Raw genomic sequence first — 15,076 nt, 5'->3', positions numbered from 1 at the left:
GGTGATGCTGCAGCAGTCGCCGCTCGGCTTCGACGCGTCGACGTTCGAGATCTGGGGCTGCTGGCTCAATGGCGGGCGGCTGGTGCTCGCGGCGTCCGGCATGCCGTTCTTCGATGCCGTGTCCGAGGCGATCGCGCGCGACGGCGTCACGACGATGTGGCTCACGGCCGACCTGTTCCGCATGATGGTCGAGGAGGAGCCGGCGGCGCTCGGCGGCCTGCGCGAGCTGCTGACGGGCGGCGACGCGCTGCCCGTCGCGAGTTGCCGCGCGTTTGTCGAGGCGTGCCCCGGTGTCGCGCTGATCAACGGCTACGGTCCGACGGAGAACACGACGTTCACCTGCAGCCACCGCGTGACGGCGGCCGACGTGCGGCGCGGCGCGATCCCGATCGGCCGGCCGATCGGCAACACCGAGGTACGCGTGGTCGACGCGCGGGGCGGCCTGGTTCCCGTCGGCGTGCCCGGCGAGCTGTGGGCGGGCGGCGACGGGCTGGCGCTCGGCTATCTCGGGCGCGCCGATCTGACGGCCGAGCGCTTCGTCGACGCACCGTCGCCCGACGGCGGGCGCTGGTATCGCACGGGCGACCTCGTGCGCTGGCGGCGTGACGGGGTGCTCGAATTCCTGGGCCGGATCGACTCGCAGGTCAAGCTGCGCGGCTATCGGATCGAACTCGGCGAGATCGAGGCGACGCTGGGCCATCACCCGGCGCTGAGCGGCTGCGCGGTGGCCTTGCGCCGCAGCGCGGCGGACGAGAAGCAACTGGTCGGGTATCTGGTCGCGCGGCCGGAGGCGGGCGAGGCCGTCGAGGCGGGCGAGGTGCAGGCCTGGCTCGCCGCGCGGCTGCCGGGCTATATGGTGCCGCGCACGTGGGTCCGGCTCGATGCGTTGCCGCAATCGGCGAACGGGAAGGTCGATCGCAAGCGCCTGCCGGAACCGGAGATCGAGATCGGGTCGGCGGCGGCGAGCAGCGAGGCCGAGGCCGCGCTGGTGGAGATCTGGCAGGGCCTGCTCGGGTTGGCGCGGGTGGGGGTGCGGGACAACTTCTTCGCGCTCGGCGGCGATTCGATCCTGAGCATCCAGATGGCGTCGCGCGCGGCGGAACGGGGGCTGCGCATCAGTCCGCAGCAGGTGTTCAGCTATCCGACGATTGCGGAGCTGGCCGCGCAGGGTTGCGAGGCGGAAGACGTTTCGGGCGTGGCGGCGGAGCAGGGCGAGGTGCGGGGCGAGGTGATGGCGGGGCCGATCCAGGCGTGGTATCTGGGCTGGCCGGGCGAGGACTGGGAACAGTTCAGCCAGGGCGCGTATCTGGAGCTGAACGAGCCGCTTGAGCCCGAGGTATTGATCGCCGCGCTGCAAGCGGTCGCGCAGCGGCACGATGCCTTGCGGATCGCGTGGCGGCACGACGGGAGCGCATGGCGTCAGGAAAGCGGCGCGGGTGCATCGGTCGAGGTGGAAATCGAGGATCTGCGGAGTCTGTCCGAGGCGGAGGCCGAGCAACGGCTGGAAGCGAGTGCGGCCGAACTGCAAGCGGGCCTGAGATTGAGCGGCCCGAGCCTGTGGGCGGCGCGCCTGTATCGAATGGAACGAGGCTGGCGACTGCTGTGGCTGGTGCATCACGCGTCGGTGGATGGCGTGTCGTGGCGGATCCTGTCGGACGATCTGTGGCGCGCGTATGCGGCCCTGCAAAAGGGCGAGCCGGTGAAGTGGCCGGCCAAGAGCGTGTCGTATCAGGCGTGGTCGCGGGAAATGTCGGCATGGTCGCGCGCGTTGCCGGAAGCGGAATTGCGGTACTGGCAGGAGATGGACGTGCCGGGTACGCCGCTGCCGGTGGACGGCGGGCATGTGTCGGAAAACACGGTCGCCACGGAGTCGCGCGTCTCGCTGGACTGGGATGCGGAAACGACCGAATGCTGGTTGCGGCAAGCGGGCGACGCCTACCGGATGCGCCCGGAAGAACTGCTGGTCGCGGCGCTGGCGCGCACCTTGTCGGACTGGACCGCGACCCCCGAATGCGTGCTGGACCTCGAAGGTCACGGCCGGGACGGTTTGACGGGCGTGGACGTCTCGCGGACGGTCGGCTGGTTCACGAGCCTGTATCCGCTGCGCCTGCCGCTGAGCGGCGATCTGTCGCGTGACCTGAAGTCGGTGAAGGAGCGGATGCGCGGCGTGCCGCACGGCGGGATCGGCTACGGGGCGCTGCGCCACGGCGCGCAGGCCCCGGAACTGGGCGCGCACGACCGCACGGTCTGCTTCAACTATCTGGGCCAATGGCGGCTGGACGAGGGCGGCGAACCACGCTCGGCCTGGCTCGGCGAAGCGCCGGGCGGCACACGCTCGGCCGCGATGCGGCGGCGCTACGCGCTCGACGTCGTGGCGCAGGTCCACGACGGCCGCCTGCGCGTCGACTGGCGCTACAGCACGGCGCTGCACGAAACAGCCACGATCACGGCGCTCGCCGCCGGGTTCCGCGATGCGCTGGACGCCGTGCTGGCCCACTGCCTGTCGCCGCGGGCGGGCGGCCTCACGCCGTCGGACCTGCCGCTCGCCCACCTCGACCAGCACGAGATCGACGCGATCGAGCGCGACCACCCGCGCCTGGAAGCGCTGTACGGCGTCACGCCGCTCCAGCAGGGCATCCTGTTCCATTCGATCGCCGACGGGAGCGCGTCGCTGTACGTCGAGCAGCTGCACTGGAAAATGACCGGCGCATTCGACGCGGCGCGGTTCCAGCGCGCCTGGTCGGACGTGGTCCAGGCGCATGCGTCGCTGCGCACGACCTTCCGCTGGCGCAACCTGAAAAGCGCGGTCCAGCTCGTCCACGACCGGCTCGAACCGGACTGGGACGTGCTCGACTGGGGCGCGCTGCCCGCCGACGCCCGCGCCGGCCGCTTCGCCGCGCTGGGCGAGCAGGACCGCGCACGCGGCTTCGATCTCGAACGCGGCCCGCTGCTGCGCGGCACGTTGATTCGCGAGCCCGGCGATGCGTGGCGCTTCCTGTGGAGCTACCACCACGCCGTCGTCGACGGCTGGTCGGTGCCGCTGATCCTGAAACAGGTGCTCGACCGCTACGCCGCGCTGCGCGCGGGCGACGCGCGTCCGCTGCCGGGCAGCCGCTTCCTGCCGTTCGTGAGCTGGCTGGCCGCGCGCGACCCGCGCGAGCAGGCCGCGTACTGGAAGCAGGTGCTGGACGGCATCGACGAGCCCACGCCGATCGGCTTCGCCTCGCCCGCGCGCGGCCCGCAACCGCAGGGCCAGGGCCGGCGCGCGTTCGCGTTCGACGCGGCGCTGCGCGATCAGGTCGACCGCGCGGCGCGGCAGGCCGGCGTGACGCGCGCGAGCCTGCTGACGGGCGCGTGGGCGCTGACGCTCGGCTATGCGGGCGGCGGGCGCGACGTTGTGTTCGGCACGACCCTGTCCGGCCGCCCCGCGACGCTGCCCGGCGTCGAACAGATGGTCGGGCTGTTCATCAACACGGTGCCGGTGCGCGTCGGCATCGACGACGACGCGCGCGTGTCGTCGTGGCTGCAGGACCTGCATCGCGGGCAGAGCGAACGGGCGCGGCTCGGCGCGGCGTCGCTCACGGACATCCAGCGCTGGGCGGGCTACGACGGCGGCGAGCTGCTGAGCAGCCTGTTCGTGGTCGAGAACTACCCGGTCGACCGGACGCTGGCCCGGCGCGACGTCGGGCTCGACGTCAGCGAGTTCGCCGCCGCCGAGACGCGCACCAACTATCCGCTCGTCGCGCAGCTGATCCCGGGCGCGGAAACCGTGCTCTACGTCGACTTCGATACGTCGCGTTATGACGACGAAGGGATCGGCCGGCTCGGCGCGAGCTTCCTGCACGTGCTCGCGCAACTTGCCGCGCGGCCGGACGCGCGGCTCGGCGAGATCGCGCTCGTCGACGACGGCGAAGCGCACCGGCTGATACACGCGTGGAACGCGACGCCGCCCGTCGGCGCGGGCGATCTGCTGCATGCGGGCATCGAGCGGCACGCGCGGCTGACGCCGCTCGCGCCCGCGATCGTCGGCGCGGACGACGCGATGAACTATCGCGAGCTGGCCGACGAGACGCTGCGCGTCGCGCGGGCCGTGGCGGCGGCGGGCGCGCGGCGCGAGCCGGTCGCGGTGCTGCTGCCGCGCGCCGCGCGCACGGTCGCCGCGTACTCGGGCGTGATGCGCGCGGGCTGCGCGTACGTGCCCGCCGATCCCGCGATGCCGCCGGGACGGCTGCGCGACCTGCTCGCGACGGTCGGCTACGTGCTGACGACGCGCGCGCATCTGCCGCTGCTCGAGGGCGTCGCGGCGCGCGCGATCGTGCTCGACGAGAGCGAGGCGGCGGATGCTGCGGCGGTCGATACCGCGGCGGTCGACACCGCGGCGGTCGCTACCGCATTGCCGGATGCCGCGCTGCCCGAGGTCGCGCCCGACGATCTCGCCTACGTGATGTTCACGTCGGGTTCGACCGGCAAACCGAAGGGCGTGATGATCACGCACCGCGCCGCGTCGCTGACGATCGAGGCGATTCTGCAGCGCCATGCGATCGGCGCGTCCGACCGGCTGATGTGCGTGTCGGCGGCGGGCTTCGACCTGTCGGTGTTCGATTTCTTCGGGGCGTTCGCGGCGGGCGCGGCGGTCGTGCTCGCGCCGGAATCGTCGACGGTCGCGCCGGGCGTCTGGCTCGACCTGATGGTGCGCGAGCGCGCGACCGTATGGGAATCCGTGCCGGCCGTGGTGGAGTTGCTGCTGCTCGAATGCCGGCAGCGCGGGCGCGCGCTGCCGCCCGCGCTGAAGCTCGTGATGATGAGCGGCGATCGCGTGCCGGTCGGGCTGCCCGCGCAGATCCGCGCGGCCGCGACCGCCGACATCGAGGTGTTCGCGCTCGGCGGCGCCACCGAGGCGGCCATCTGGTCGTGCTGGTACGACACGCGCGGGCTCGCGCCCGACGCCGCGTTCGTGCCGTATGGCCGGCATTTGCCGGGGCAGCGGCTGTATGTGCTGTCGTCGTCGCTGCAGGCGGTGCCGGTCGGCGTGCCGGGCGATCTGTGGATTGCCGGCGCGGGGGTGGCGCTCGGCTATCTCGGCCAGCCCGACCTGACGGCCTACCGGTTCGTCGACAACCCCTATGTGCCGGGCGAGCGGATGTACCGGACCGGCGACCGCGCGCGCGTGCTCGCCGACGGCAACCTCGAATTCCTCGGGCGGGTGGACGATCAGGTCAAGATCGGCGGCTTCCGGATCGAGATCGGCGAAATCGAGGCCGCGCTCGGGGCGGCGCCGGGCGTCGAACGCGGGGTGGCGTCGGTGATCGAGCGCGAGGGGCGGCGGATGATCGCGGGCTACGTGCTGTTGCGCGCGGACGCGACGTTCGACCTCGACGCGATCCGCGACACGCTCGCGCGGCGTCTGCCGCCTTACATGCGGCCCGCGTCGGTCATGGCGCTCGACAGCGTGCCGCTGAGCGCGAACGGGAAGGTCGACCGCAAGCGCCTGCCGGAACCGGAGATCGAGATCGGGTCGGCGGCGGCGAGCAGCGAGGCCGAGGCCGTGCTGGTGGAGATCTGGCAGGGCCTGCTCGGGTTGGCGCGGGTGGGGGTGCGGGACAACTTCTTCGCGCTCGGCGGCGATTCGATCCTGAGCATCCAGATGGCGTCGCGCGCGGCGGAACGGGGGCTGCGCATCAGTCCGCAGCAGGTGTTCAGCTATCCGACGATTGCGGAGCTGGCCGCGCAGGGTTGCGAGGCGGAAGACGTTTCGGGCGTGGCGGCAGAGCAGGGCGAGGTGCGGGGCGAGGTGATGGCGGGGCCGATCCAGGCGTGGTATCTGGGCTGGCCGGGCGAGGACTGGGAACAGTTCAGCCAGGGCGCGTATCTGGGGCTGCACGAGCCGCTTGAACCCGAGGTATTGATCGCCGCGCTGCAAGCGGTCGCGCAGCGGCACGATGCCTTGCGGATCGCGTGGCGGCATGACGGGAGCGCATGGCGTCAGGAAAGCGGCGCGGGTGCATCGGTCGAGGTGGAAATCGAGGATCTGCGCGGTCTGTCCGAGGCGGAGGCCGAGCAACGGCTGGAAGCGAGTGCGGCCGAACTGCAAGCGGGCCTGAGATTGAGCGGCCCGAGCCTGTGGGCGGCGCGCCTGTATCGAATGGAACGAGGCTGGCGACTGCTGTGGCTGGTGCATCACGCGTCGGTGGATGGCGTGTCGTGGCGGATCCTGTCGGACGATCTGTGGCGCGCGTATGCGGCCCTGCAAAAGGGCGAGCCGGTGAAGTGGCCGGCCAAGAGCGTGTCGTATCAGGCGTGGTCGCGGGAAATGTCGGCGTGGTCGCGCGCGTTGCCGGAAGCGGAATTGCGGTACTGGCAGGAGATGGACGTGCCGGGTACGCCGCTGCCAGTGGACGGCGGGCATGTGTCGGAAAACACGGTCGCCACGGAGTCGCGCGTCTCGCTGGACTGGGATGCGGAAACGACCGAATGCTGGTTGCGGCAAGCGGGCGACGCCTACCGGATGCGCCCGGAAGAACTGCTGGTCGCGGCGCTGGCGCGCACCTTGTGCACGTGGACCGAGACAACGGAGTGCGTGCTGGACCTCGAAGGTCACGGCCGGGACGGTTTGACGGGCGTGGACGTGTCTCGAACGGTCGGCTGGTTCACGAGCCTGTATCCGCTGCGCCTGCCGCTGAGCGGCGATCTGTCGCGTGACCTGAAGTCGGTGAAGGAGCGGATGCGCGGCGTGCCGCACGGCGGGATCGGCTACGGGGCGCTGCGCCACGGCGCGCAGGCCCCGGAACTGGGCGCGCACGACCGCACGGTCTGCTTCAACTATCTGGGCCAATGGCGGCTGGACGAGGGCGGCGAACCACGCTCGGCCTGGCTCGGCGAAGCGCCGGGCGGCATGCGCTCGGCCGCGATGCGGCGGCGCTACGCGCTCGACGTCGTGGCGCAGGTCCACGACGGCCGCCTGCGCGTCGACTGGCTGTACAGCACCGCGCTGCACCGGACGCAGACCGTCACCGCCCTTGCCGCCGGGTTCCGCGACGCGCTGGACGCCGTGCTGGCCCACTGCCTGTCGCCGCAGGCGGGCGGCCTCACGCCATCGGACCTGCCGCTCGCCCATCTCGACCAGAACGATATCGACGAAGTGCTACAGCTATTGAACGAGCAATCATGAATCCAACCTTGTCGAACACCGCCCAGCAAGCCCGCTCGAACGTCGAGACGATGCTGCCGCTGACGCCGACGCAGCAGGGCCTGCTGTTTCACACGCTGAAGGCGCCGGAGTCCGGCGTCTATTACGAGCAGGTCGGCTGCACCTTCCAGGCCGCGCTCGACGTCGCCGACTACCGGCGCGCGCTCGAAGCGGTGGTCGCACGCCACGGCGTGCTGCGCACCGGTTTTCTGTGGGATGGGCCGTCGAAGCCCGTCCAGGTCGTCTTCCGCCACGTCGAGCTGCCGTGGATCGAGGAAGACTGGCGGCACCTCGATCGCGACGAGCAGCAGCGCCGCCTTGCCGCCTATCGCGAGGCGGACCGGCGGCCGGGCTTTCACCTGAGCCGCGCGCCGCTGATGCGCTGCGCGTTGTTCCGCACCGGGGCGCAATGCTACGAATTCGTCTGGAGCTACCACCATCTGCTGCTCGACGGCTGGTCGGTGCAGATCGTGCTCGGGGAAGCGCTGGCCTGCTACGACGCGTACCGGCGCGGCGACGCGCCGGCCTTGCCGCCGCCCCAGCCGTACAGCGCGTTCCTGCGCTGGCTCGACGCGCAGGACGGCGCGGCGGCCGAGGCGTTCTGGCGCGCGCGCCTGGGCGACGTCCGCGCGGCCACGCCCCTGCCGCTCGCCGATGCCGCGCGGCCCGGCGACGCGAGCGGCCACGGCACGCTCGAACGCCTGCTCGATCCGAGCGCGAGCGATGCGCTGCAACAGCTGGCCCGCGCCTGCGAGGTCACGCCGAGCACGGTGATCCAGGCCGCGTGGGCGCTGCTGCTCGGCCGCGCGAGCGGCCGCGACGACGTGGTGTTCGGCACGACCGTCTCCGGCCGGCCCGCCGGCCTGCGCGGCGTCGAGCAGATGGTCGGGCTGTTCGTCAACGCGCTGCCGACGCGCGTGGCCATCGACCCGACGCTCACGCTCGGCGACTGGTTCCGGCGCCTGCATCGGCAGCACGTCGAGGCCGAGGCGTATGCATACACGCCGCTGCACGTGATTCCGGGCTGGAGCGGCGTCGCGCCCGGCGCGCCGCTGTTCGAGAGCCTCGTGGTGTTCGAGAACTATCCGGCGCACGCGGCGGCGAACCGCTATCGCGAGCAGCTGGGCGTGGCCGGCGTCGAGGTCGTCGAGCAGACCAATTACCCGCTGACCGTCGTCGCGATTCCGGGCGAGCGCCTGTGCCTGCGTGTGCACTTCGATCGGCAGCGCCTCGCGGAAGCGTCGGCGGCGCGCCTGCTCAAGATGCTCGCGACGCTGCTCGACCAGTTCCTGCGCGGCGGCGCGGCGCTGCGCGTCGGGCAGGTCTCGCTGCTCGGCGACGAGGCGGGCCGCGCGCTGGTCGCGCAGTGGAACGCGGCGGCGCGGCCCGCCGCCGACCCGGCGCGGCTGTGCCTGCACCGACGCTTCGAGGCCCAGGCGCGGATGCGGCCGGATGCGATCGCGGTGCAGTACGACGGCCGCTCGCTCAGCTACGCCGAACTCGAGCGTCGCGCGAACCGGCTCGCGTGGCGGCTCGATGCGGCGGGCGTGCGCGGCAACGTGCCGGTCGCGCTCGCGTTCGAGCGCGGCATCGACAGCATCGTCGCGATGCTGGCCGTGCTGAAGGCGGGCGCGTTCTATGTCCCGCTGGATCTCGACCATCCGCCGGAACGGCTCGCGTGGATGCTCGACGACATGCAGGCCGGCGTGCTGATCTGCGACGACGCGCGGCGCGAGCGCTTCGATGGCTTCGGCGGCGCGCGGCTCGTGATCGATGCCGATGTGGAGGCGGCCGCCGTGGACACGGCCGCCGTGGAGACGGCCGACGTCCGCGCCGAAGCGCCGCCGCCGCGCGATGCCTCGCCCACCGACCTCTGCTATGTGATCTACACGTCGGGTTCGACCGGGCAGCCGAAGGGCGTGTGCATCGAGCATCGCAATGTCGACCACCTGTTCGCGGCGACGCGGCAGACCTACGGCATCGGGCCGACGGACGTCTGGACCCAGTTCCACTCCTATGCGTTCGACTTCTCGGTGTGGGAAATCTGGGGCGCGCTGCTGCACGGCGGGCGGCTCGAAGTGGTGCCCTACGGCTGCTCGCGCACGCCGAACGCCTTTCTCGCGCTGCTCGCGCGCGCGGGCGTGACGATGCTGAGCCAGACCCCGACCGCGTTCAAGCAGCTGCTGCGCGCGCTGGACGACGCGCGGCAGCCGCTGCCGGCGAGCCTGCGCTACGTGTTCTTCGGCGGCGAAGCGACGATTCCGAGCCAGTTCGCCGCGTGCCTGAACGATGCGCACGGCGTCACGCTCGTCAACCTGTACGGGATCACCGAGACCACGGTCCATGTGACCGAGCGCGTGCTCGGCCCGGGCGACGCGCAATCGTCGCGCAGCCCGGTCGGCCGGCCCTTGCCCGGCTATCGCGTCTACCTGCTCGACGCGGCCGGGCATCCCGTGCCGCCGGGCGTGCCGGGCGAGATCCATGTCGGCGGAGAAGGCGTCGCGCGCGGCTATCACAACCGCCCCGAACTCGATCGCGCGCGCTTCGTCGCCGATCCGTTCGCGCCCGGCGCGCGCCTGTATCGCAGCGGCGATCTCGGCCGCTTCGATGCGCACGGCGAACTCGACTATCTGGGCCGCATCGACGATCAGGTCAAGATCCGCGGCTTCCGGATCGAGCTGGGCGAAGTGGAGGCGGCGCTGGCCCGGCACCCGGAAGTCGTCCACGCGGCGGTCATGGTCGACGACGCGACCGTCGATGGCCATGCGCAGCTGGTGGGGTTCATGGTGTTGCGCGACACCGGGCGCGTGTCCGGCGCGGCGCTGCGCGACTGGCTCGCGCAGCGCCTGCCGCCGCACGCGCTGCCCGCGCGCCTGATCGAGCTCGATGCGATTCCGCTCACGACCAACGGCAAGCTCGATCGCCGCCGGCTCGTCGACGCGCTGGCGGCCGACGGCGACGCGGCGCGACCGCACGTCGCGCCGCGCAATGCGGTCGAGCAGACCCTGGCCGATGTCTTCGCGTCGGTGCTCAAGCGCTCGACGGTCGGCGTCACGGACAATTTCTTCGAGCTGGGCGGCGACTCGATCCTGAGCATCCAGATCCTGTCGGCCGCGCACAAGGTCAGCATCGATTTCTCGCTCGACGACCTGATGCAGTCGCTGACCATCGAGCGGCTCGCGCCGCGCGTGCGGCCCGTCGGGGCGGCGGCGCCGGCCCCGGCCGCCCCGGCCGCGCGCGCGACGCCGTCGCGCGACCAGCCGTACGACGACGCGTATCCGCTCAGCGCGATGCAGATGGCGATGCTCGCCAACGAGATGCGGCACGGCCACGACTCCGCCTATCACAACGTCAACGATCAGCGCCTGGCCCTGCCGTTCGACGCCGCCGCGCTCGAAGCGGCGCTGCGCGGCGCGTTCGAGCGCCATCCGGCCTTGCGCACCGCGTTCGACCTGGCCGCCGACGACGAGCCGCTGCAGTACGTGCATCGCCGCGTGCCGTTGCCGCTGACCGTGCGCGACTGGCGCGGCCTCGATCCCGTGCAGCAGGACGCGCGGATCCGCGACTGGCGCGCGGCCGAGCAGCGCCTGCGGTTCGATGTCGCGCGTCCGCCGCTGATCCGCTTCACCGTGCATCGTCTGAGCGACGACACGATGCATATCGGCGTGACCAAGCATCACGCGATCCTCGACGGCTGGAGCTTCAATCTGCTGCTGTCCGAACTGATCTCCGACTACGCGGCGCGGCTGGCCGGCCGGGCGCTGACCCTCACCGCGCCCGCGAGCCGGTTTCGCGAGTTCGTCGAGCAGGAACGCGCGGCGGTCGGCTCCGACGCGCTGCGCGCCTGGTGGCGCGCGCGGCTCCAGGCGCTGCCCGTCACGCGGCTCACGCACGAGCCGGACGGCGATGCGACGCCGATGGCGGTGCCGATCTCGGCCGAGCAGTCGGCGCGCCTCGAAGCGCTCGCGGTGCGTGCGGGCGCGTCCGTGAAGAGCGTGCTGCTGACGGTGCATCTGCTCGCGCTGTCGCGCATCACGGGCATGCATGCGGTGACGAGCGGCGTCGTGTTCAACGGGCGCAGCGAGGGCGTCGACGGCGACCGCGTGCTGGGCCTGTTCCTGAACAGCCTGCCGCTCAGCTTCGACCTGACGGCCGGCACCCGCGACGCCGTCGCGCTGGTGCGCGCGGTGCAGGCGACCGAGATGGAAATCTTCAGTCGCCGGCGCTACCCGCTGATCGAACTGCATCGGCAGATCGGCACGGTGTTCGACGTGCTGTTCAACTTCACGCACTTCCGCGCGCTCGAGGAGGCCGTGCGCGACATCGACGTGTCCGAAGGCTACGCGACCGACATGACGAACGTGCCGCTCGTCGTGCAAAGCAGCGTCGACGGCCGGCACGGCGTGCTGCGGATCACGCTGGTGCCGTCGCGGCGGTATTTCTCGGCGGGGACCGTCGGCCGCTTCGTGGGCCACTACACGGACGCGATGCGCATGATGCTCGGCGAATCCGGGCCCGCCGGGCAGGCGGCCGATATGACGAACGCGGGCGACGCCGCCCGCCGCGGCGAGGCGTCGGCGCCCGCGGGATCGGCCGGGGGCGGGGTGTCCGCGGCCAATGCGCCCGCCGTCGCGCGACCGCATGGCGCGGCGCTGCGGCGCGAGCTGCGCGCGCTGTGGGCGGGCGTGCTCAAGCGCGAGGTGCCGTCCGACACGGCAGATTTCGGCGCGCTGGGCGGCGATTCGCTGCTGATGCTGCGGATCTGCTCGCGGGCGGGCCGGGCGTTCGGGCTCGACGCGCAGGTGGTGGCCCGCCTGCTGACGGCGCAGACGGTGGCCGAGCAGGCGCGCATGATCGAGACGGACGGCGCGGGCGGGGACGGGGCCCAGGTCGGCGCGCTCGTCGCGCTGTCCGCGCCCGGCGATGCGCCGCCGTTGTTCTTCGCGCCCGGCGCGGGCGGGCAGGCGTCGTATCTGCGCGCGCTCGCGGCCGAACTGCCGGATGCCTTCGCGGTCTGGGGCATGGCGCTGCCCGGGCCCGACGAAGGCGGCTCCGGCGCGAGCCGCGTCGAATCGATCGCGGCGGCGCTGCTCGCCGACATCCGGCGCGTGCAGCCGAGCGGCCCGTACCGCCTCGGCGGCCATTCGTTCGGCGGCTGGGTCGCCTTCGAGATCGCGCGGCAACTGCGCGAACAGGGCGAGGCGGTGGACTGGGTCGCGGTCGTCGACAGCCTGCCGCCGGGCCTCACGACGCAGCAGTCGCTCAAGTGGAACTGGTCGGGCGGGCGCTGGGTCGCGGAGATCGGTAACAGCTTCGCGCGCCTCGCCGATGCCGCGCTCGTCTTCGACGAAGGCGAATTCGACGGGCTCGACGACGCGCGGCAGGTCGAGCGTCTGCGCGCGCGCCTGATCGAGGCGGGCATCGTGCCGGACGAACTCGGCCTGTCCGAATTCGCGGCGCGCGTGCGCGCCTTCATCGCGCATTCGCTGACCGACTACGCCCCGGCGACGCGCTACGCGGGCGCGCTGCGCGTGATCGTCGCCGACGACGACCCGGATCGCGACGCGGGGGCGACGGAGCGCGACGCGCGCGTCGACGGATGGCGCGCGGCGGCCGCGGGCGAGGTGGCGGCGATCCGCTTGCCCGGCGATCACGTCGGCATCATGCGCGCGCCGTTCGTGGCCGGGCTCGCCGCCGCCCTGCGCGCGTGGCCCGAGCCGCGCGCCGTTTCAGTCATGGAAATCGAGGGAGAACAATGAATACACGAGTCACGGCATTCGCCGCTGTCGAGGCGGCGCTCGCGGAACCGGAAGCGGCGCTGGCGAACGGCGATTTCGAGGCGGTCGAACGCCTGATGAGCGACATCCGCGCGGCCAACCGGAGGCGCGGCCTCTGGCTGCCGCAGGTGTCGCGCGCGGACGGCGGCCTGGGCTTGAACCTGCTCGAACTGGTCGAGGTGGGCGAACTGCTGGGCCGCTCGCCGCTCGGCCATTACGCGGTCAACTATCAGGCGCCCGACGCCGGCAACATCGACGTGCTGCTCGAATACGCGACCCCCGCGCAGCGCCAGCGCTGGCTGGAGCCGCTGCTGCGCGGCGAGGTGCGCAGCTGCTTCGCGGCGACCGAGCCCGAATCCGCGGGGTCGAATCCGTCGTCGCTGAAGACGACGGCGGTGCGGCGCGACGGCGCGTGGCATCTGAGCGGCCGCAAGTGGTTCGCGTCCGGCGCCGATCGCGCGGGATTCGCGATCGTGCTGGCCGTCACCGACGAGGCCGCGCCGCTGCACGCGCGCACCAGCACCTTCATCGTGCCGGCCGACGCACCCGGGTTCCGCCACGTCCGCAACCTGCGCGTGATGGGCGACGAGGGCTACGGCTGGGCGAGCCACGGCGAGCTGGCGCTCGATGCATGCCGGGTCGGCGAGGACGCGATGCTCGGCAAGCCCGGCGAAGGCTTCGTCGTGCTGCAGGCGCGGCTCGCGACCGGGCGGCTGCATCATTGCGCGCGCTGGATCGGCGTGTGCGAGCGCGCGTTCGCGATCATGTGCCGGCGCGCGTGCCGGCGCGAACTCGCGGCAGGCGAGCTGCTGTCGTCGCGCCAGACCGTGCAGAACTGGATCGCCGAGAGCCGCGCATCGATCGACGCCGCGCGGCTGCTCGTGGCCCAGGCGGCGGCGCGCCTGCAGAATCGCCACGAGCGCGCGCAGATCGACATCTCGATCGCGAAGTTCTTCGTGGCCGGCGTGACGCAGACCGTCCTCGATCACGCGCTGCAGGTGCAGGGCGCGCTGGGCGTGAGCGGCGACACGATCCTCAACGTGCTCTGGCGGCACGAACGCGCGGGGCGCATCTACGACGGTCCGGACGAAGTCCACAAGGCGCTGGTCGCGCGCCATGCGCTCGCCGGCTTCCGGCGGGAGGCGTCATGAACGCGCGGATCGCGGAACAGGCGATGACGGCGCTCGGCCGCCCGGGCGCTGCCGCGCGCGCGACGCGCATCGGCGGCGGGCGGGCCAGCGAAGTGTTCCGGGTGCAGGGCGGCGAACGCGACGTCATCGCGTACTGGCTGCCCGAAGGCGGCGTGCGGGAGGCGCAGCGCCGCTTCGCCGTGCTGGACCGGCTGGCCGGCCAGTTCCGTCTCGCCCCGAAGCCGCTGGCGGTGGGCGACGCGGGCGCCGCCGCGCTGCTGCTGGTCGAACGGCTCGGCGGCGTCGCGCCGGCCGCGTGCGGGCCGCTCGGGCCCGGCACCGTGCGCCGCCTCGCGGAACAGTTCGTCGCGACGCTCGCGGCGCTGCACGCGCTCGAGATCGCGCCGGCCGACCGGCCGCCCGACTACCTGCGCCGCATCCTGGGCGAGTGGCGGCGGCGCTGGAACGCGGAGGCCGCGGGCGCGGCCGTCGACGCCGATTTCAGGGCCGTGGCGAACTGGCTGGCGGAGCGGATCCCGGACGCCGCGCCCGCCGCATTCCTGCACAACGACTACAAGCTCGACAACATCCTCGTCGATCCGGGCGATCCCGCGCGCGTGGTGGGCGTCGTGGACTGGGAGCTGGCGGCCGTCGGCCACCCGCTCGCCGATCTCGGCGCGGCGCTCGCGTACTGGATCGAGCCCGGCGATTCGTCGCTGCTGCGGCTCGACGCGCCCGGGCCGAGCTGCGCGCCGGGCGCGCCGACGCGCGCGGCGCTGGTCGAGCTGTACGCGGCCGCCGCCGGGCGCGACGTGGCGGAACCCGCCTACTGGTACGCGTACGGCCTGCTGCGGCTCGCCGTGATCACGCAGCAGCTGGCGCTGCGGCGTCGCGACGAAGGGCAGCGCGTGCCGCGCAGCGCGCTGATCGTGCGCTGGCTGCTCGATCGCGCGGCGCAGGCGTGCGGAAGCGGCCGGCTGTGA

The 15,076-nt window shown here is 72.6% G+C and carries 4 protein-coding genes (1 of these 4 running past the window's edge); all 4 read left to right on the top strand.

The window, feature by feature from the left end; all coding sequences use genetic code 11:
- Tightly spaced (each overlapping or abutting the next), the 4 genes in view from AC1RQF_RS14015 to AC1RQF_RS14000 form a layout consistent with a single transcriptional unit that may run on beyond the window.
- Positions 1-7,168: the 3' portion of an amino acid adenylation domain-containing protein gene (locus AC1RQF_RS14015; RefSeq protein ID WP_492872275.1), read on the top strand. 2,111 nt of this gene lie to the left of the window's left edge; only the last 7,168 of its 9,279 coding nucleotides appear in the window; its start codon lies off the left edge, out of view; it ends in the stop codon at positions 7,166-7,168.
- On the top strand, positions 7,165-12,945 hold the full coding sequence (locus AC1RQF_RS14010) for an amino acid adenylation domain-containing protein (protein ID WP_492872274.1): 5,781 nt from the start codon (positions 7,165-7,167) through the stop codon (positions 12,943-12,945). Before AC1RQF_RS14015 ends, AC1RQF_RS14010 begins: the two co-directional genes overlap by 4 nt.
- Positions 12,942-14,114 (top strand): acyl-CoA dehydrogenase family protein, encoded by a 1,173-nt coding sequence (locus tag AC1RQF_RS14005; RefSeq protein ID WP_273995384.1) that lies wholly within the window; start codon positions 12,942-12,944, stop codon positions 14,112-14,114. The genes AC1RQF_RS14010 and AC1RQF_RS14005 overlap by 4 nt, the downstream gene beginning before the upstream one ends.
- Positions 14,111-15,076 (top strand): phosphotransferase family protein, encoded by a 966-nt coding sequence (locus tag AC1RQF_RS14000; RefSeq protein WP_492872273.1) that lies wholly within the window; start codon positions 14,111-14,113, stop codon positions 15,074-15,076. The genes AC1RQF_RS14005 and AC1RQF_RS14000 overlap by 4 nt, the downstream gene beginning before the upstream one ends.

This window comes from Burkholderia sp. GW821-FHT14F03 (assembly GCF_058803765.1).
This window is presented reverse-complemented; position numbering and strand designations above follow the sequence as displayed.